Consider the following 16,624-nt stretch of genomic DNA (forward strand, 5'->3'; position numbering starts at 1 on the left):
TAAGCATTCCTTTAACGGGAGAGGGGTGAAAATGAAGATTGTGATAGAAACGAAAGAACCTGCGCGGCAAATGCACCGGGGTTAGCACGGTGAGCATTGTGTCCGGCGCGGGCCAGTGTGCGTAATGGCAACTTATGCTGTTCAGCCAATTGCTGGAATTTATGGTCGCGCTCCCCGCACAGATAGGTGTATGGGACGCGCAGGCGTTGCAAGGCGGGCAAGAGCCATGGCTGATGCCCCAGTGAGGTTGCTTCGAGCATCTCAGCTACGGCGGGGCCGCTATTGTTGGCACGTAATAGCACCAATTGCTCGCGCTGTTGGGCGTCTAAATCCGCAAATACGGCTTGTTGATACCAGTCGGTTAGCACTTGCGGCAGAGGTTCCTGGCGAAAACGCTGCGCCCATTGGTGGTCGTTTTGTTGGCGCTGACGGCGCAACTCATCACTTTCCAATCCGAGGTTTCCCCCTTCGACCAATAGCCCCTGTAAGCCATGATGGCTACCATAACAGGCGTGATACATCGCAATTCTGCCGCCTAAAGAGTAGCCTGCCAGCCAATATTCGCCAATGCCGTTAGCCTGCAATGTTTGCACTAACTGGCGGCTTATATCAGCAAAACCGCTGGTGGTCAGGGCGGTAGATTTGCCGTGACCCGGCAGGTCGACCAGCAGCGAGGGGGTGTCACCGCACAGCTCGGCAACGGGCAGCCAATCCTCACCACTGCCCAGCAGACCATGTAACCATACCAGCCACGGCCCGGCGTGTTGCTGTGTGGCAGATTGGGGATGAGCGGTGAGTTTACGGCAGGCGAGTGTCATAGCTGGGCCACCTGTTGCAGCAATTGTTGCACTGTTTCGGCCCCCTGACTTGGCGGCACCTCTATTTCGATCAGTGTCACACCACCTTGTAGCCAACACTGCTCGACCCGCTGCTGTAGCGCAAGCCAGCTCTCAGGGCGAGCATAATTTAGGCTGAACATAGCGGCGGCATGTTCAAAATTGACATTTTGCGGCATACAATAGAAACGCTGGCGATCAGCTTGTGGTGTCGGCAGCAGTGAGAAGATCTGCCCGCCATTGTTATTCACCACCAGCAGCACCATTGGCGCCGAACTTTGGCGCAATAACGCCAGCGCATTCAGGTCATAAAGGGCGGAGAGATCACCGACGATCGCCAGTGTCGGTTTGGCGGTGGCTCGCTGGACACCCGCCGCCGTCGATAGCAGACCATCAATGCCGCTGGCGCCACGGTTGCTGTAAACCGGATAGCCGACAGGCAGTTGGCCGAGCGCATCAATAAGGCGAACAATCAAACTGTTGCCGACAAACAGCTGGCCGTTTTCGGGCAATAGTGCCGCCAATTGATGCGCCACTGCCGCCTCGCTGAACTGATCGTTCAGCGCTTCTGCCACATGGAACTGCACTTTTTGCGACAATTCAATCAGTTCAGCAGCCCAAGGGAGACGGCGTTGCGCTGGATGCTGCTCCAACCACTCATTCACCGGTGAAATAATTCTGCGCCCACGGTGATTGGCCGGATCAAGGCGGCCCGGCAGATTATCCACCAGCCAATACTCTTGCGGCTGACACTGCGCCTGCCACTGCAACAGCCGTTTACCCGTCAGGCTGCTACCAAATTGCAGCACTACCTGTGCCTGATTCAGCACTTGCTGTGCATCCTGACGCCCTAGCCACAGATCTGCGCAGGGTAGCGGTTGGCCGGTTTGCGATAGTACATCGCCAATCAGCGGCCAGCCCAACAGCTCCGCCCACGGTGCCAGTTGTGCCCCCTCTTCTGCCGTCATGCGCCCGGCAATCACTACACCGCGTTTTTGCCGCCAGAAAAACCAATCAGGCTGCTGCATCTGCGGTTGATAGTGTGATTGTCGCAGCCACGGATGGCTATCTTGCCACCAGTCGCCCAGGGTGGCAGACCAGTCGGCATAGCACTGCTCATCGCCGCCATAGAGCGGTTCAGCAAAGGGGCAGTTAATGTGCAGGCCGCCATGGTGTAATTGCGCCATCGCGCTATCGAGGGTCGCCACCAACCAGCTGGCGGCAATATCCGGCGTGGGTCGGGGCAGATTGATACTGACAGTGGGGTGGCTGGCAAACAGCCCTTGCTGGCGGATAGCCTGATTGGCACCGCAGTCGATCAATTCTGGTGGGCGATCGGCGGTCAGGAAGATCAGACGCTCACCGGTTAGCCCCGCTTCGATCAGCGCCGGATAGAGATTGGCCGCCGCAGTGCCGGAAGTGACAATCACCGCCACCGGCTCAGTTGAGGCTTTCGCCAACCCGAGAGCCAGATGACCCAGACCGCGCTCATCAAAGTGGGTGTGGCAAACCAGCGCCGGATTCGCCGCCGCCGCCAAGGTTAGGGGTGTTGAGCGGGATCCGGGCGCAATACAGATATGACGCACGCCGTGGCGAGTTAACGCCTCCAGCAGCAATGCCGCCCAACGACGGTTAAAAATACTTGTCGACATGATTCGCCCAAAAGTCAGTTAACAGACACTACGACCCGACAATCAGCATGAGGAGTGCTATCTATCCTCTGCAAGCCCGGTGTGGCTGAGTTAATGGTTAAAATCCTACCCTACGAGACCAAGAGATCGCCCTGAATAGCCTATTAGCCACAGTCTACACCTGGCATCAGGGGGCCACAATCCGCCCACATAACGAGTGCGGTTAATTGCGACATGTTAGGTTTTACTCTCTTGCTGACTATCGAGCAAGGTGCGCAATCCCGCCGATTTATGGTTAATCTCTTGCCACTCCAGCTCAGGGTCAGATCCCGCGACAATACCGGCACCGGCATACAGATTGACCCATTGATCCTCTAGCCATGCCGAGCGCAGGGTGACACTGAACTCTGACTGTTGCCGTGAAAGATAGCCCGCAGAACCGGCATACCAGCCACGGGAAAATGGCTCGTTCTCGGCAATAAACTGGCGGGCGATATTGCGCGGTAAACCAGCCACCGCTGCCGTCGGTTGCAGTCGTTGCAGGCAATCAGTATCACTGGCGCGATTGAGCTGCGCATGGATGCGGCGGCGCAGATGCTGCACTTTGCGCAATCGGATTATCTCTGGCGGCATAACATCCACCGCGACAACACCGCCTTGTAAGCGCTGGCAAATGTCATCAACCACCAGCAAATTCTCGCGCTGATTTTTTTCATCACCCATTAACCAGTCAGCCAGCGCCATAGCTTGCTGATGGTCATCATCATTAGAGGTCGTGCCCGCCAGAGCTTCCGTTTCCAGATGCCATTTCTGGCGCAAATAGAGGCGCTCAGGGCTGGAGCCTAAAAATGCCCGCTGAGTATCAAAGCGCAGCATAAAGTGGAAGCAGTGGTGGTTGACCTGGCGGCTAGCCGCCATAAAGGCGCAACAGGAGAGCGGTTTATCGAGAGTTAAGCGGGTGGCGCGCGCCAGAACCACCTTCTCCATCGCCTGCTGCTCAATGCTGCTCAGCGCCTGCTGAATCAGGCTGCGCCACTGTGGATACTCCGGTACATGGCTGGCATGTTGCACCTGAACATCCAGCGCGGGGAGCGGTTTGGCGGCGACCAGTTGATCGATAAAGGCGATAGCCAGTAGCGCATCTTGCTGTAGGGAGCAGTCGCTCACCAGATTGAGGGTCACGTGGGTACGGTTGCCACGGCGCAAAATTTCAATTCGCGGGAGAAACAGAAAACTGGTCTGCGTCTGTTGCAGCGCGCAAGCTTCGGTGACAGCAGAGGGGAGGACCAGGCTCACCGGCTCGAAGGCATTCAGCCCCCAAATCCGTAATCCCGTGGCATCACTGTTTTGTTTTATCAATTCATGCTGCTGGATAAAGGCATCCGCAGATTGCACATCGTTAAATTGGCGAGTTTGCCCACAGACCGCGGCCTCTTCATGGCCTTCACGATGGTGCCAATAGAATTGTGGGAAATGGCATTGTGCAGCCAGCCACTCCAAGAGTTGGCTCCCCACCTGACCCGATGCGGGCAAGATAATTTGCCGAATACCTGCCTGGTCAGGGAAACCGGCACGTAACTTCTGCCGTAATTCGCCCAACAAACCAGAAAGTTGTTTCACGACCACCTCGGCAAATCAACAGAAAGAGTGGGATTATACGGGCCGTGAATAATAATAAAAGTCTGATTCAATAGTTATTGTTAGTTATCACACTAATATTTGATATTGATGTTTTTATATACTCAACAAGGGGTATCAGCTGAGCATTGGTATTGGATGACTTATGCCCATGGTGGGATAAGCCCATCCGCTTAAGCCCCTATTGTGTTGCAATGGCGACATCACCAAGATCTTCGATATCCTGTGACTAGGAATATCACGAAGATATAGGTTACCTCCGTGATATTTGTCATATTAGTCATTTATTTACGTTATGCCGGAACAATACTCCATTGCTGCGTTTCGGTCAGCAATGCCACTAACGAATAGACATTTCCTGAGTATTTTAACTCACTCGCATTGGTCACGGTTTGGGCTAATACTTGCCCCATTTGAATCCCCTGACCAGCGGCGATGAAATAGAGTGGTTCAGGTGTATAAATTTGGGTCGTATTGGTTAAGACTTGCTGCACAAAAGCCCCCTGCCCTGACATACCAATCCCCGTGGAATAGATATTGTTTGGCATGTTACTACCTTCAATAATCGTCAACTTGCCCGCTTGCCCACCGCTCGACAGATTACTAAAGGTCGGGGTGTTATTTGCCGTGTCAAATGTCACCTGATTATTGCCTGTCGGATCAGCATTCAATACCGCACCAGCCTCAAAAACCACCCCATCCGTCAGTGCACCCGTTCGCCCCCAGATAAATGAGTAATCAATTGACCATTTAAAAGTAAAAAAGCTATTAGGCGCAACTTTGAATGGCGAGGCCTGCCAGGCTAAAGAGAACACCTCCGAGGGTTGATTAGGCATTTTTTGATATAAATAGACAATCCAGGCCGATGGGGACTGATTAATAAATTTGACTTGGTAGGGGGTGCCATTAGATGAGTAGGTTGATAGATCGAGTGTATTACTCATAATAGATTCCTTATGATTTATATATTAACTATATTTAGCCACATTAAATAAAGGCTGTGTGAAGTCGATTCATTTATCATTAAGAATGAATCCCTATTTACTGAGTGAAAATAGCGTCATAGCGCCACAGCGGATATATCACTTCAAGTGCTAAATAAGATAAGACATTGAAAACAAACATTAGCTGACAAGGCACCTATGAGAGCACTTATGATTATCGCCGTCTAAATATGATAGAACATAAACAACCAAGTATTGTTACGCTACTGTTTATGGTTGGCAATATTATTAGAAGCGTGACTTACATCACGATATTTATTTGTTCGTTACACTTTCTCATTTAAATAAAATAGTATCATGTATATTAATTATAAATATTAGTTTATAGACAATGACTACCTATATATTAAATTAAAAAACAATAATATTTTCACTATAAAAATGACCCACTAAGTGGCCATTAATAATAAAGGGCAGAGATACCCCTGCCCTTAATATCGCGAGCGTGCTTGAGTTAGAACTCCCAGCGCAGACCGGCGTTCACCTGCCAGCTGGTATTGATGTCGCCGCCGGAAGATTTTTCCACATCAAGATAGAAGCGGGAGTTGTTATCTTCCGTTAACTGGATGTTGGTCCCCACACCGTAAGCTATCCAGCTATCTTTCCCATCTTGTTTAGAGACCAGTGTGGCATCTTTACCTTGAATAGTGACATTACGATCACCGGCAAACTCATGTAGCAAATCGGCTTTCAGATAAATATCATTATTGCTATTTTCGTCAAACCGATGACCTACCCGCACCCCAGCACGACCAATCACACTGTTGATATTATCCTGCTGGACTTTTAAGCCACTGCTCGTCGTGTAGTCGGCTTTATTAATGTGCGTGTAAACCAGTTGCCCTTGTGGTTCGATGAAATTACCACTACCGATTGAGAACTCACGACCATATTCCGCACTGGCACTCCAGGCCCCGTTACTGGCTGAACCATAGCCAGCAGTACCCAGTGTATTTTGGTAATCAAAGTTGCTCTTCAGGTGACTATATTTCAAGACCAAATCCACATAATCTTGTTTCTCTGGTCGATTCCATGAACCATAAATGCTCGCACCGTAGCTTTTGTTATCACCAGAACCCTGATCAAAGGTTGATTTACCATCCAGATAGTGGCCGGCCAAACCTGTTGTCCAAATGCCATTCTCATTTTCATCCTTATGGTCATAACCTAGCTGATAGAAATTGTAGCGGTTTTTAAAGTAGCTCCCCTCATGACTCTTTAACTCACCGCCTTTATAACGCAACCAGAGTCCATTCTCCTGTTGGTCACTCCTCAATTCACCTAATCGTTTGTTGAGATTATCAATTTCAATACGCGCAGTGGCTGTAGCATAGTTGACACTGGCATTCGCCAATGCGGTATCACTCCCGGCACTTAACTTTTTGTCAACGCCGGTGATATACCAGTTAGTACCGTACTGACTTACCGGGTCACCCTCTTTGATATCCGAACGAAGCAGAGGTTTATAGTCATAAACATATTCGTTGGTAATATCGATCTGATCGTATGCTTTAAAGCTGACATTATTGGCCGCATCTGCCACCCAAATATCTTCTCTCAGATCCGCCAATTTATTGACGTTCAAGGCTTCAATATAGTGAGTCCCACCGGTACTGCTGCTGACCACCTCAATAAAATCACTGCCATTCTTGCGTTGGTCATCAGTTTTGCTGGTATTGACATCAATCAGGAAAATACCGTCATTGCCTTTTAAGTCATAAATTTTGACACTTTCATTCTGACTTTTATTGGTATGAAGATTTAAACCATGCAAATTAACAACACCGTCTTTTTGCAGATTCAATGCACTGATCTCCGCATTTACCGCATCGGGTATCCACTGCGCTTTATTCATTAAAGTCACATCCAGTTTACCCGCCCAAGTATTAGTAGCTTCATTATAGGTATTGGCCTCAGTACCATGCCAATAGGAGTCACTGCCATTTAAGACGGCGGTAATGCTGCTGCCAGTCCCAAACTCACTCCCCAAGTCTAGGTTACCCAGTAAGTTAACTTGATAATTACCTGTTTCGTTAATGGTTACCTGACCGCCGCGCTTACCACTAACAGCATCACTTTTCGAACTACCACTGGGGTAAGTATCGTTTTGATTCAATGCCTCCAAAAAGTCTTTGGCGTAGGTGTTAATATAAACATCACCACTATTTGCAGTAATCGTTGAGCCGACCCCGGTCGCATACAGGCCATTATTGGCCACGGTGGTGTTGCCTGTCCCGCTGGTATCCATTTCGACAAGTGAATTAATATAAACTTTACCATTAATGGTCACCTCAGAGCCGTTAGAGACCATCAGCGCCGTACTATTGTGATGATGACCATCACCACCAATTTTCAGTTTATTGTCATAACTGAAGTTATTTAATGACACGGTGTTATTTTTATCGACAGCCAAACCAAAAAAAGCGGTATAGGGATTGTCGACAGTATTCTGTCCATTAATCTCGACGGAATAATCCCCAATATCGTATGCTTTATTGGCAGTCTCTGTTTGGCCAAGATAAATCTCAAGACTGCTACTGGGATTATCGACATTTACCGTGGCTTTATAATTGCCATCTCCTGATATAGCATCAGATAATGCCACAGATGACGGGCCGGAAATTGCAGATGAATAGGTATATTTACGTTCTTCCGCAATACTAAATCCAGGCAAAAGTATATTACTGATAATGGTTGATAAAAGTAATGGACGAAATAATTTAGATGCACACGACAAACTATGCATTTATATAACCTCCCATTATTAAAACATAATACAAACACCCCACTAACATTTATTAAATAATGAACTCACTCTACCTGCGACAAAGCAAATGGAATCAGAAACAAAATATAGATTAATAAATGTGCGGCTAGGATTATTTATAAAAAAAGCACCATGTCAATTACGCGCAATCGTTTGTTTAAATGATTTTACACTTCTTAGCGTATTCCTAACACTTACCGCCATTATATTATTTTTATTCACTTACCTTGCAGTTTATCTTTTACAAAATAAAAACGACCCATTTAAGGGCCGATAATAAAATTGAAATAATTTTAATTAAGTCGTCACGAAAATAGTTATTTCGCTAAAATAGTGACTCCTCGAAAATATTTTAGCGCCGCGCCAGTAATAGCCCGACAACCAAGCCGACAGTCGCGCCAATTCCCACGCTACACCAGGGTTTTTCGTGGACATAATCATCAGTACAGCACGCCAGTGCTTTCGCCCGTTTGATATAGCATTCATTGCGGCCACTCAAACGGCTCTTTACCTCCTTTAATGCTCTCTCCGCTCTGGCCTTGATCTCCTGATAGCTCTCATCTGCGGCATCGCCCGAGGCGAGCAGCACCTCCTCCAGGGTATCAGTCAGCATCGTCAGATCATCATCCAGCGAGGTTTGCTGTTCTTTATCTCGATTCATATGCGTACTCCATGAGTGAAAAAAGGGCATCTCATCAGTATAGTCGAAATGACTAAAAACGAATGCAGCACGCCCCCTGTTCTGCCCCAGTCACTTGTTCCCGTAGCGCGCCAAATAGCTCACGGCCACATCCCACATGGAACGCCGAGATATCCGGCAGTGTTGGGTGGCGTGCTGCCAATTCAGCTTCATTCACCAGCAAAGCAAGCTCGCCACTGACACCATCTACCCGCACTCGATCACCATTACGGATTTTTGCCAAGAGGCCACCACAATAGGCTTCAGGAGTCACATGAATGGCTGACGGCACTTTACCTGAGGCACCGGACAGTCGGCCATCAGTGACCAGCGCTACCTTAAAGCCGCGATCCAACAACACCCCTAAGGGGGGCATCAGTTTATGTAGCTCCGGCATACCAATGGCCCGTGGCCCTTGATAGCGCACCACCACCACACAGTCGCGGTTCAACTCGCCGGATTCAAAGGCGGCCCCGACATCATGTTGACTGTCAAACACCACCGCCGGCCCCTCAATAATCTGATGATCACGAGGAACCGCCGAGGTTTTCATCACTGCCCGCCCCAGATTGCCGCTTAATACTTTGGTGCCACCGTGGGCCGAGAACGGCTGGGCGATACTGGCAATAACCGAGTCATCCAGTGAGTGCGGCGGCCCGCTGCGCCATTGCAACTGCCCATTATCCAGATATGGCTCCTGCGTATAACGATGTAGACCAAACCCCGCCACGGTGTGGACATCCTCATGCACTAAACCGCCTTGCAGCAGCTCTTTTATCAGTAGGGCAACCCCGCCGACGGCTTGGAAATAGTTGATATCCGCCGGGCCATTGGGGTAGATACGGCATAACTGTGGCACCACTTCCGATAACTCGGAGAAATCATCCCAATCAATAATAATGCCCGCCGAGCGCGCCATCGCCACCAGATGCATGGTGTGATTGGTCGAACCACCGGTAGCCAATAGCGCCACCATGCCGTTGACCACCACTTTTTCATCCACCAATTGCCCCACTGGCAGATAATTACCACTGCTTTTAGTCAGTCGTGTCACTTGCCGCGCCGCGGCGGCAGTGAGCGCATCGCGCAGTGGGGTGTTGGGTTGGATAAAAGAGGAGCCGGGCAAATGTAGCCCCATCACCTCCATCACCATCTGATTGGAGTTGGCGGTGCCGTAAAAAGTACAGGTGCCAGCGCTATGATAAGAGGCGGATTCCGCCTCCAGCAAGGCGTGTCTGTCCACTTTACCCTCCGCAAACAGCTGGCGAACCCGCACTTTCTCTTTATTGGACAGCCCCGTAGCCATTGGCCCGGCGGGGACAAAAACTGCCGGTAAGTGGCCAAATGACAAGGCGGCCATCAGCAATCCTGGCACAATTTTGTCGCACACCCCGAGATAGAGTGCGCCATCAAACATATTGTGTGACAGGCCGATGGCCGCTGACATGGCGATAACATCGCGGCTCATCAGCGACAGCTCCATACCATCCTGCCCTTGTGTCACGCCGTCACACATCGCCGGGACACCACCCGCCACCTGCCCGACGGCACCGACCTCATGCAGTGCCTCTTTCAGTTGTTGCGGGTAATATTCATAAGGCTGATGAGCAGATAACATATCGTTATAGGAAGTAATAATGGCAATATCGCTGCGCACCATGCTCTTTAGCGCCGCTTTATCTTCCGGCTGACAGGCGGCGAAGCCGTGAGCCAGATTGCCGCAGGCCAGCTGTGAGCGGTGGACTGTATTCTCTTTTGCCGCGCTGATACGTTGCAGATAGGCCGTGCGGGTCGGTGCAGATCGTGCAGTAATACGCTGCGTGACACGGGTGAGAGTCGGGTTCATCGCCACTCCTTATTCGCTCAGGGGAGCCAAAAGCTCAATACTGCCCGCAGGCAAGCCGATAAACTCCGCCAGTACCTGTAACAGTAAATTGTGATCATCCAAATGTGGCGCGCCGGAAACATTAACGCTGCCAATAATTCCCGCCGGTTTAACCTGTAGCGGAAAACCACCGCCCAGCGCGGCATAGTCCCGCAGGCTAACCCCATAGCGAGCTTCCAGCGAGGTTTGGCGCTGTTGTAGCATCAATCCTGCGGCATAGGAGCTGGTATTCAGCAGCTCCACCACATTGCGCTTACGCCGCAACCAGTCATGATTCTCGGCGCTGGTGCCGGGCATGGCATAGCTGAATAAGGTTTGGCGATTGACGGTGATATCGATAGCCAATGCCGCACCTTGCCGTTCCGCTTGCCGCTTTATTTTTTCACCTAACTGCCAGGCGATTTCGTGATCGAAATGCATCAGCTGTAATTGTTGCTGATGCTGTTGGCAGGCAATGAGTTGCTGCTGTAAATTCATGACACTCTCCGGTGATAGACCGCAGGCGGTAGCAGGGTATCCAGCCGATACCGCCTGGCGGATTTAAGCGCGTTTAGCCTTGACCAGCCCTTTACCCGCGATAGCCTTGCCCGGCGTTTTAACTTCAACATCGCACTCTTTTGGCAATGTCAGGGTAATCAACCCGGCAATAATCAAGGAGCCTGCTAACATGCAAACCGCCGCACTCTGGCCATAGAAGAAGATCATCACGCCGACCAGATAGGGGCCGCAAAATCCGCCGAGATTACCTAAGCCATTGATGACACCCCGTGCGCCACCGGCCACTTCTGGCACGGCAATGCGCCCTGGGATAGACCAGAATGGGCTGGTTGCGGCTTTGAGGAAGAAACCACACACCACCAGCGCCAGATAGGAGATCAACACGTTGTGGCGGAAAATCACCGAGGTCACCAGACCGGCGGCGAAGCAGAACAGTGAAATCATAATCAGCAGGCGGCGTTTACCGGTTCTATCCGACAGGGTGGAGATGGCATAAATCCCAGCGGTAGTGGCAATAAACGGCAGAATCGCCAGAATACCGACCGAGGCCATATTACCGCCGGTCAGATTTTTCAAAATAGTTGGCAGCCACAGGGTGTAGCCATAATCCCCGGTTTGATAAAAGAAGTTCAGCGCCACCAGTTTCATCAGCCCTTTATTCAGGAACACGGCTTTTAATGGGGCATTGGTCACCGGCGCATCAAGCATCCGCTCTGCGCGTTCCCGTGACAACTCAGTGACCAGATAGTCGCGCTCTTTTGCCGATAGCCATTTTGCCTCTTCAGGGCGGTCACTGATAACAAACCACCACATCACCAGCACGATGGCGGACAGGGAACCTTCAAGGAAGAACAGCCAGCGCCAGTCGAGTGCATTGATAATAAAGCCGGACAGTGGCGCGGTGAACATGCCACCGATGGGGGCGAACATCATGACGAAAGCATTGGCGCGGCCAATTTCACGTTCCGGGAACCAGTTACTCACCATGGTCAGGACCACCGGTAGCATACCGCCCTCAGAGACCCCCAGCACAAAGCGCAGGAATAGCAATTGATAATGGTTGGTGACAAAACCGGTCAGAATCGAAACAACAGCCCAGACCGCCAGAGAATAGGCAATGAATTTTCTGCCGCTGCCATGTACCGCAATACGGCCACCCGGCACTTGTAAAAATAGATAACCAATAAAGAAAATACCGCCCGCTAAGCCGGCCATTTGGCTGGTAATCGCCAGATCACTCTCCATACCGCCAGGTAGCGCAAAACTAATATTGACCCGGTCCATAAAAGAAATAATACAAGCAATCATTATTGGCACAATAACGCGGAACCAACGGGCATTAGGGATCTTACTGTCCATATAAACACGCCTCATGATAATAGCTAAGCATTACCCTGCATCGCGCATAAAGACGCAGGGAATATCGAAAACAAATAAGGAATATTTGCAGCTGTTAATTAAACTTCACAAAATGTTGTTATTATTGCTATGACTTAATTTTTAATAAGTGATGGCCGTTGGTGCTGGTTGACCCGAGAAATGAGCATGAATATTAGAGAACACAATATCGCTCATTTGAATGCGCGTCTCTTTTGTGGCGCTGGCGATATGGGGCAGTAATACGACATTATCCATCTCAATTAATGCCTGTGGCACATTTGGCTCATCGGCAAATACATCCAGACCCGCACCGCCAATATCTTGCTGTTGCAGCGCATGAATTAAATCATCCTGATTAACCATGCTGCCACGGGCAATATTGATCAGCATCCCATCATTGGGCATCGCCGCAAAAATAGCTTTATCGACCAGACCGGCACTCTCTTTCCCACCCGAGATTGCCACTACCAGAATATCGCTCTGTTGCGCCAGGGTGATTAAATCTGGCACATATTGATATGGCAGACTCTCAATCTGTACCCTATCGGTATAGGCAATTGGCATATCGAAGCCAGCGGCACGGCGGGCAATAGCTTGACCAATACGCCCCATACCAAATATCCCCAGGCGTTTACCGGTCACTTTGGATGCTAATGGCAAACTGCTGTGTGGCCACTGACCCGCGCGCAGGAATTTATCGGCCTGACATAAGCGGCGCGAGGTAGCAATAATCAGCCCCAGTGCGGTGTCAGCCACATCATCTGTCAGCACACCCGGCGTGGTGGTCACAATGATTTTGCGCTCACGGGTATAATCCAGATCAACCGCATCAGTTCCGACACCGAAGATTGAGATAATCTCCACTTCAGGTAATAACGCCAGAACTTCGTTGGTCACGCCAATATCACCACGGGTCACAATACCTTTAATATTCTTGCCCTGCTCAGCCAGGAACTGCGCGTGATCCGCCATCTGGAAGAGTTTGTGAACAGTGAAGTTTTGTTCCAATTTTTCCGTCAGATAGTCCATTACTGGGGCGATGATTAATACGGCTTGTTTCGAGCTGGATTGCGTGCTGTTTTTCATTACGAGTACCTGACCTGTCAATAAATCAAAGAAACCAGAATGGCGAGAGGTCATCATCGGATGATGCAGCCATTCAGCGAATGTCGTTATGAGACCTGTTTTCAATGTTTTATTTTGTGATGTGGGTCACTGTAAATCATGTTAAGAAAACATGTTACCGGTAACGTGAGCCAGCTATCATTGTCCGAGCTGAATTGTTTCAGCTAATCAAATGAGCGTTAATCATTTATGTAAGGCATTTACTGAAATGTTATCAGCTGCGGTAATTTGTTATGGCGGGAATCAGGTAACAGCAAGGGAGAGTATGGGGAGTGAGTGACTGCCATTGCAGCAAACAATAGCAGCAAATGAGGGGTGACCATCCGTGCAGAGATGGCTGAAAGCTTAAATAGTGCCACCAAGGGAAATCCGATAATGCAGGTCAACCTGTTCAATTGTCGGGATTTTCTTAATTTTTTTAATCAAAATCTCAGCGGCAACTTTACCCATTTCAAAACGTGGCGTGGTGACACTGGCCAGCACCGGCGTGGTTGCCTGACCAATATCTAACCCATGAAAACCGGAAATTGCCATTGCCGCAGGTATCGCCATGCCCAATTTTAAGCACTCTTGTAACACCCCCACCGCCATATCATCATTGGTACAGAAAATAGCATCGATCTGCGGATACATTTGTCGTGCCAATGCCAACATCCCGGCCCCAATGGAGACCGAAGAGACTTTATTGGGGGTAATATGTAATGGCGTGAAACCTGCATCACTCATTGCCTGGCTATAACCTTGATAACGCTTGCGATCACGCATATCAGACATGGAACCGAAATAGACAATATTCTGTTTTCCACTGGCGAGCAGTGTTGCGGTCATATCGTAGGCGGCCTGATAATTATTGAACCCGACGGTGATGCGATTAAATTGTGGCTCCAGATCCATCACTTGTGCAATTGGAATTTCTGAAGCATTCAGATATTTATCAGCGCGTAAGGTATGTTCCGAGTCCGTGAGTATTAAGCCGGAAATCTGGCAGGAGAGTAGATTAATAATCTGCTCCTCTTCACGCTCTTTACTGTAGTTATAGTTAACCACCAGTGTCTGGTAACCACTTGCGGCCGTCACTGACTCAATACCGGCTAATAAATCGGAGAAAATCTGGTTATTAAAGGAGGGCACCAAGATTCCTATCCGTGGACTTTTTTGATTAACAGCCGTTTCCCCTTCAGAATCAGCACTGTAGTTAACTTCAGCCATCACCTGGGCAATGCGCTCACCGGTTTCTGCTGCCACTTTTTCCGGCGTACGCAAATAGCGACTGACGGTCATTTTGGTCACGCCGGCAAGTAACGCGATATCCTGTAACGTAACACGCTGGTTTTTCATGGCAAATACCTGGAGCAAAGGTGCGGGATGGGTAACGTGATTATGCACTGTTAGCTGGTGTAATGAAAAGCATGTTACCGGTTAAATATGCCATAACAACCATGCTGATCATTATTAAGTTATTTTATTATCAATAAGTTAATCTGCAAGCTGTTAATGAAATGGGCAAAGCCTCTGCTAACGGCGCTCTTTTTCTATCCTCAAGGCGATATTGCTCACGTAAGCGGTAACAAGTTGTCGTAACATGATTTAAAGTGATCTGCATCACAGTTTGCTACAGCAGAAAACGTTCTGATAGAGACATGTTTTCAGACGGTCAATTTAATTGGGAATACCGCTAATTGGATTTCCATCAGCTTAAAGCAATATTAGGGAATAATAACAACTTTATTATTTGTGATCTTATTGCCGAAATTGAATTTATTACTGTATTCACTCAGCAGTCATCACTCGTGACATCTATTTTACATGTCGCTTGATTAGCGCCATTAGGAATTAAAATGAAAAATCTATTTTCGTTAGAAAAACGCAAAGTATTGATTACAGGTTCAGCACAAGGCATCGGATTTTTATTGGCAAAAGGGTTGGCCGAATTTGGTGCGGAAATCATTATTAATGATATCACCGCCGAGCGGGCAGAAAAAGCCGTTGCAGAATTACGTGCTAGTGGATTTGTTGCTCATGCAGCGGCCTTTAATGTAACTGATCATGATGCAGTTAATGAGGCCATCGCACAAATAGAGAGCAGTATTGGCGCTATTGATATTTTAATTAATAATGCCGGTATTCAACGCCGCCATGCTTTTACTGAATTCCCAGAAAAAGATTGGGATGATGTTATTGCCGTAAACCAGAAATCAGTATTTTTGGTTTCACAAGCGGTCTCCCGTTATATGGTTAAGCGCCAACGTGGCAAAATTATCAATATTTGCTCCATGCAAAGTGAATTAGGTCGCGACACTATCACACCTTATGCCGCCTCTAAAGGCGCGGTCAAAATGCTGACTCGCGGTATGTGTGTCGAGCTGGCCCGTTACAACATTCAGGTCAATGGTATCGCCCCTGGCTATTTCAAAACCGAGATGACAAAAGCGCTAGTCGACGATCAAGCCTTTACCGATTGGTTGTGCAAACGTACGCCAGCGGCCCGCTGGGGGAACCCGGAAGAGCTGATTGGTGCTGCGGTGTATCTGTCATCCAGAGCCTCTGATTTCGTTAATGGTCATCTACTGTTTGTTGATGGCGGCATGTTGGTCGCAGTCTGATAGGCACAAAGGAAAGATATGTCTGGTAAATGCATTATTGTCATGGGTGTCTCCGGCACAGGTAAATCCTGTGTGGGTCAGGCGCTGGCGCTGGCCCTTAACGCCAAATTTATTGATGGTGATGACCTGCATCCCCGCGCCAATATTCAGAAAATGGCATCAGGGCAGCCGCTAAATGATCAAGACCGCGCCCCCTGGCTGGAGCGGCTAAGTGACGTGGCCTATAGCTTGCAACAAAAGAATGAAGTGGGTTTTTTGGTCTGTTCGGCACTGAAAAAACAGTATCGCGACCGTCTGCGCGAAGGGAACCACGGCATCCGTTTTTTGTGGCTGACCGGTGATTACGATTTAGTGCTGCACAGAATGCAGCAACGCGCCGGGCATTTTATGCCAGAGAGCCTGTTAAAGAGCCAGTTCGCGACATTGGAAGCCCCTGGGGCCAGCGAACCAGATGTCATCCAAATCGATATTTCGCCTGATGTAGCTGGGGTGGTTGAACTCTGTATTGCCGCGCTGGCAGATGAAAATAGCGTGAGTCATTGCGCATAAGCGCGGGCCACCGAAGCCTAGAGGAGTAG

General features: G+C 49.2%; 13 protein-coding genes. 2 read left to right on the forward strand and 11 right to left on the reverse strand.

Going from position 1 to position 16,624, the window contains the following annotated elements; translation table 11 throughout:
- Nucleotides 1-11 precede the first annotated feature (11 nt).
- The 11 genes from menH to FFE93_RS14360 all read right to left on the reverse strand — a co-directional run bounded on the left by menH (nt 12) and on the right by FFE93_RS14360 (nt 14,781).
- Nucleotides 12-818, reverse strand: a complete 807-nt coding sequence (menH, locus tag FFE93_RS14310) for a 2-succinyl-6-hydroxy-2,4-cyclohexadiene-1-carboxylate synthase (protein WP_049599385.1) — start codon at nt 816-818, stop codon at nt 12-14.
- Nucleotides 815-2,488, reverse strand: coding sequence for a 2-succinyl-5-enolpyruvyl-6-hydroxy-3-cyclohexene-1-carboxylic-acid synthase (gene menD, locus FFE93_RS14315; protein ID WP_138775376.1), 1,674 nt, complete (start codon nt 2,486-2,488; stop codon nt 815-817). Before menD ends, menH begins: the two co-directional genes overlap by 4 nt.
- Nucleotides 2,489-2,704: 216 nt before the next feature.
- Nucleotides 2,705-4,087: an isochorismate synthase MenF gene (gene menF / locus FFE93_RS14320; RefSeq protein ID WP_005276350.1), complete on the reverse strand. Its 1,383-nt coding sequence runs from the start codon at nt 4,085-4,087 to the stop codon at nt 2,705-2,707.
- A gap of 311 nt (nt 4,088-4,398) precedes the next feature.
- Nucleotides 4,399-5,049: a hypothetical protein gene (locus FFE93_RS14325; RefSeq protein WP_005276351.1), complete on the reverse strand. Its 651-nt coding sequence runs from the start codon at nt 5,047-5,049 to the stop codon at nt 4,399-4,401.
- Nucleotides 5,050-5,563: 514 nt separating this feature from the next.
- Nucleotides 5,564-7,855, reverse strand: a complete 2,292-nt coding sequence (locus tag FFE93_RS14330; RefSeq protein ID WP_138775377.1) for an autotransporter outer membrane beta-barrel domain-containing protein — start codon at nt 7,853-7,855, stop codon at nt 5,564-5,566.
- A 373-nt stretch (nt 7,856-8,228) separates the two neighbouring features.
- On the reverse strand, nt 8,229-8,537 hold the full coding sequence (locus FFE93_RS14335; RefSeq protein ID WP_138775378.1) for a DUF883 domain-containing protein: 309 nt from the start codon (nt 8,535-8,537) through the stop codon (nt 8,229-8,231).
- 52 nt (nt 8,538-8,589) lie between these two features.
- Nucleotides 8,590-10,401, reverse strand: coding sequence for a phosphogluconate dehydratase (gene edd, locus FFE93_RS14340; RefSeq protein ID WP_186367658.1), 1,812 nt, complete (start codon nt 10,399-10,401; stop codon nt 8,590-8,592).
- Nucleotides 10,402-10,410: 9 nt separating this feature from the next.
- Nucleotides 10,411-10,917, reverse strand: a complete 507-nt coding sequence (locus FFE93_RS14345) for a heme-degrading domain-containing protein (RefSeq protein WP_005276360.1) — start codon at nt 10,915-10,917, stop codon at nt 10,411-10,413.
- Between the two features lie 63 nt (nt 10,918-10,980).
- On the reverse strand, nt 10,981-12,297 hold the full coding sequence (locus tag FFE93_RS14350; RefSeq protein ID WP_054872431.1) for an MFS transporter: 1,317 nt from the start codon (nt 12,295-12,297) through the stop codon (nt 10,981-10,983).
- A gap of 141 nt (nt 12,298-12,438) precedes the next feature.
- Nucleotides 12,439-13,404: a 2-hydroxyacid dehydrogenase gene (locus FFE93_RS14355; RefSeq protein ID WP_032898285.1), complete on the reverse strand. Its 966-nt coding sequence runs from the start codon at nt 13,402-13,404 to the stop codon at nt 12,439-12,441.
- Nucleotides 13,405-13,788: 384 nt separating this feature from the next.
- Nucleotides 13,789-14,781: a substrate-binding domain-containing protein gene (locus FFE93_RS14360; RefSeq protein WP_005276369.1), complete on the reverse strand. Its 993-nt coding sequence runs from the start codon at nt 14,779-14,781 to the stop codon at nt 13,789-13,791.
- A gap of 500 nt (nt 14,782-15,281) precedes the next feature.
- Here FFE93_RS14360 and idnO point away from each other — a divergent pair, with 500 nt between their 5' ends.
- Together idnO and FFE93_RS14370 are read left to right on the forward strand one after the other, a co-directional pair.
- A complete protein-coding gene (gene idnO, locus FFE93_RS14365) occupies nt 15,282-16,046 on the forward strand; it encodes a gluconate 5-dehydrogenase (RefSeq protein ID WP_138775380.1) in 765 nt (254 codons plus the stop codon).
- A gap of 18 nt (nt 16,047-16,064) precedes the next feature.
- Entirely contained in the window at nt 16,065-16,595 is a 531-nt protein-coding gene (locus FFE93_RS14370; protein ID WP_057646997.1) for a gluconokinase, read from the forward strand.
- The last annotated feature ends 29 nt before the right edge of the window (nt 16,596-16,624 follow it).

The sequence above is a fragment of the Yersinia sp. KBS0713 genome, from assembly GCF_005937895.2.
Classification (GTDB): Bacteria; Pseudomonadota; Gammaproteobacteria; order Enterobacterales; family Enterobacteriaceae; genus Yersinia; species Yersinia bercovieri.

Coding starts and splice junctions, on each gene's coding strand:
- FFE93_RS14345 (WP_005276360.1), bottom strand. CDS start 10,917: ATGAATTTACAGCAGCAACTCATTGCCTGCCAACAGCATCAGCAACAA.
- menH (WP_049599385.1), bottom strand. CDS start 818: ATGACACTCGCCTGCCGTAAACTCACCGCTCATCCCCAATCTGCCACA.
- edd (WP_186367658.1), bottom strand. CDS start 10,401: ATGAACCCGACTCTCACCCGTGTCACGCAGCGTATTACTGCACGATCT.
- idnO (WP_138775380.1), top strand. CDS start 15,282: ATGAAAAATCTATTTTCGTTAGAAAAACGCAAAGTATTGATTACAGGT.
- FFE93_RS14355 (WP_032898285.1), bottom strand. CDS start 13,404: ATGAAAAACAGCACGCAATCCAGCTCGAAACAAGCCGTATTAATCATC.
- FFE93_RS14325 (WP_005276351.1), bottom strand. CDS start 5,049: ATGAGTAATACACTCGATCTATCAACCTACTCATCTAATGGCACCCCC.
- FFE93_RS14360 (WP_005276369.1), bottom strand. CDS start 14,781: ATGAAAAACCAGCGTGTTACGTTACAGGATATCGCGTTACTTGCCGGC.
- FFE93_RS14335 (WP_138775378.1), bottom strand. CDS start 8,537: ATGAATCGAGATAAAGAACAGCAAACCTCGCTGGATGATGATCTGACG.
- FFE93_RS14350 (WP_054872431.1), bottom strand. CDS start 12,297: ATGGACAGTAAGATCCCTAATGCCCGTTGGTTCCGCGTTATTGTGCCA.
- FFE93_RS14330 (WP_138775377.1), bottom strand. CDS start 7,855: ATGCATAGTTTGTCGTGTGCATCTAAATTATTTCGTCCATTACTTTTA.
- menD (WP_138775376.1), bottom strand. CDS start 2,488: ATGTCGACAAGTATTTTTAACCGTCGTTGGGCGGCATTGCTGCTGGAG.
- FFE93_RS14370 (WP_057646997.1), top strand. CDS start 16,065: ATGTCTGGTAAATGCATTATTGTCATGGGTGTCTCCGGCACAGGTAAA.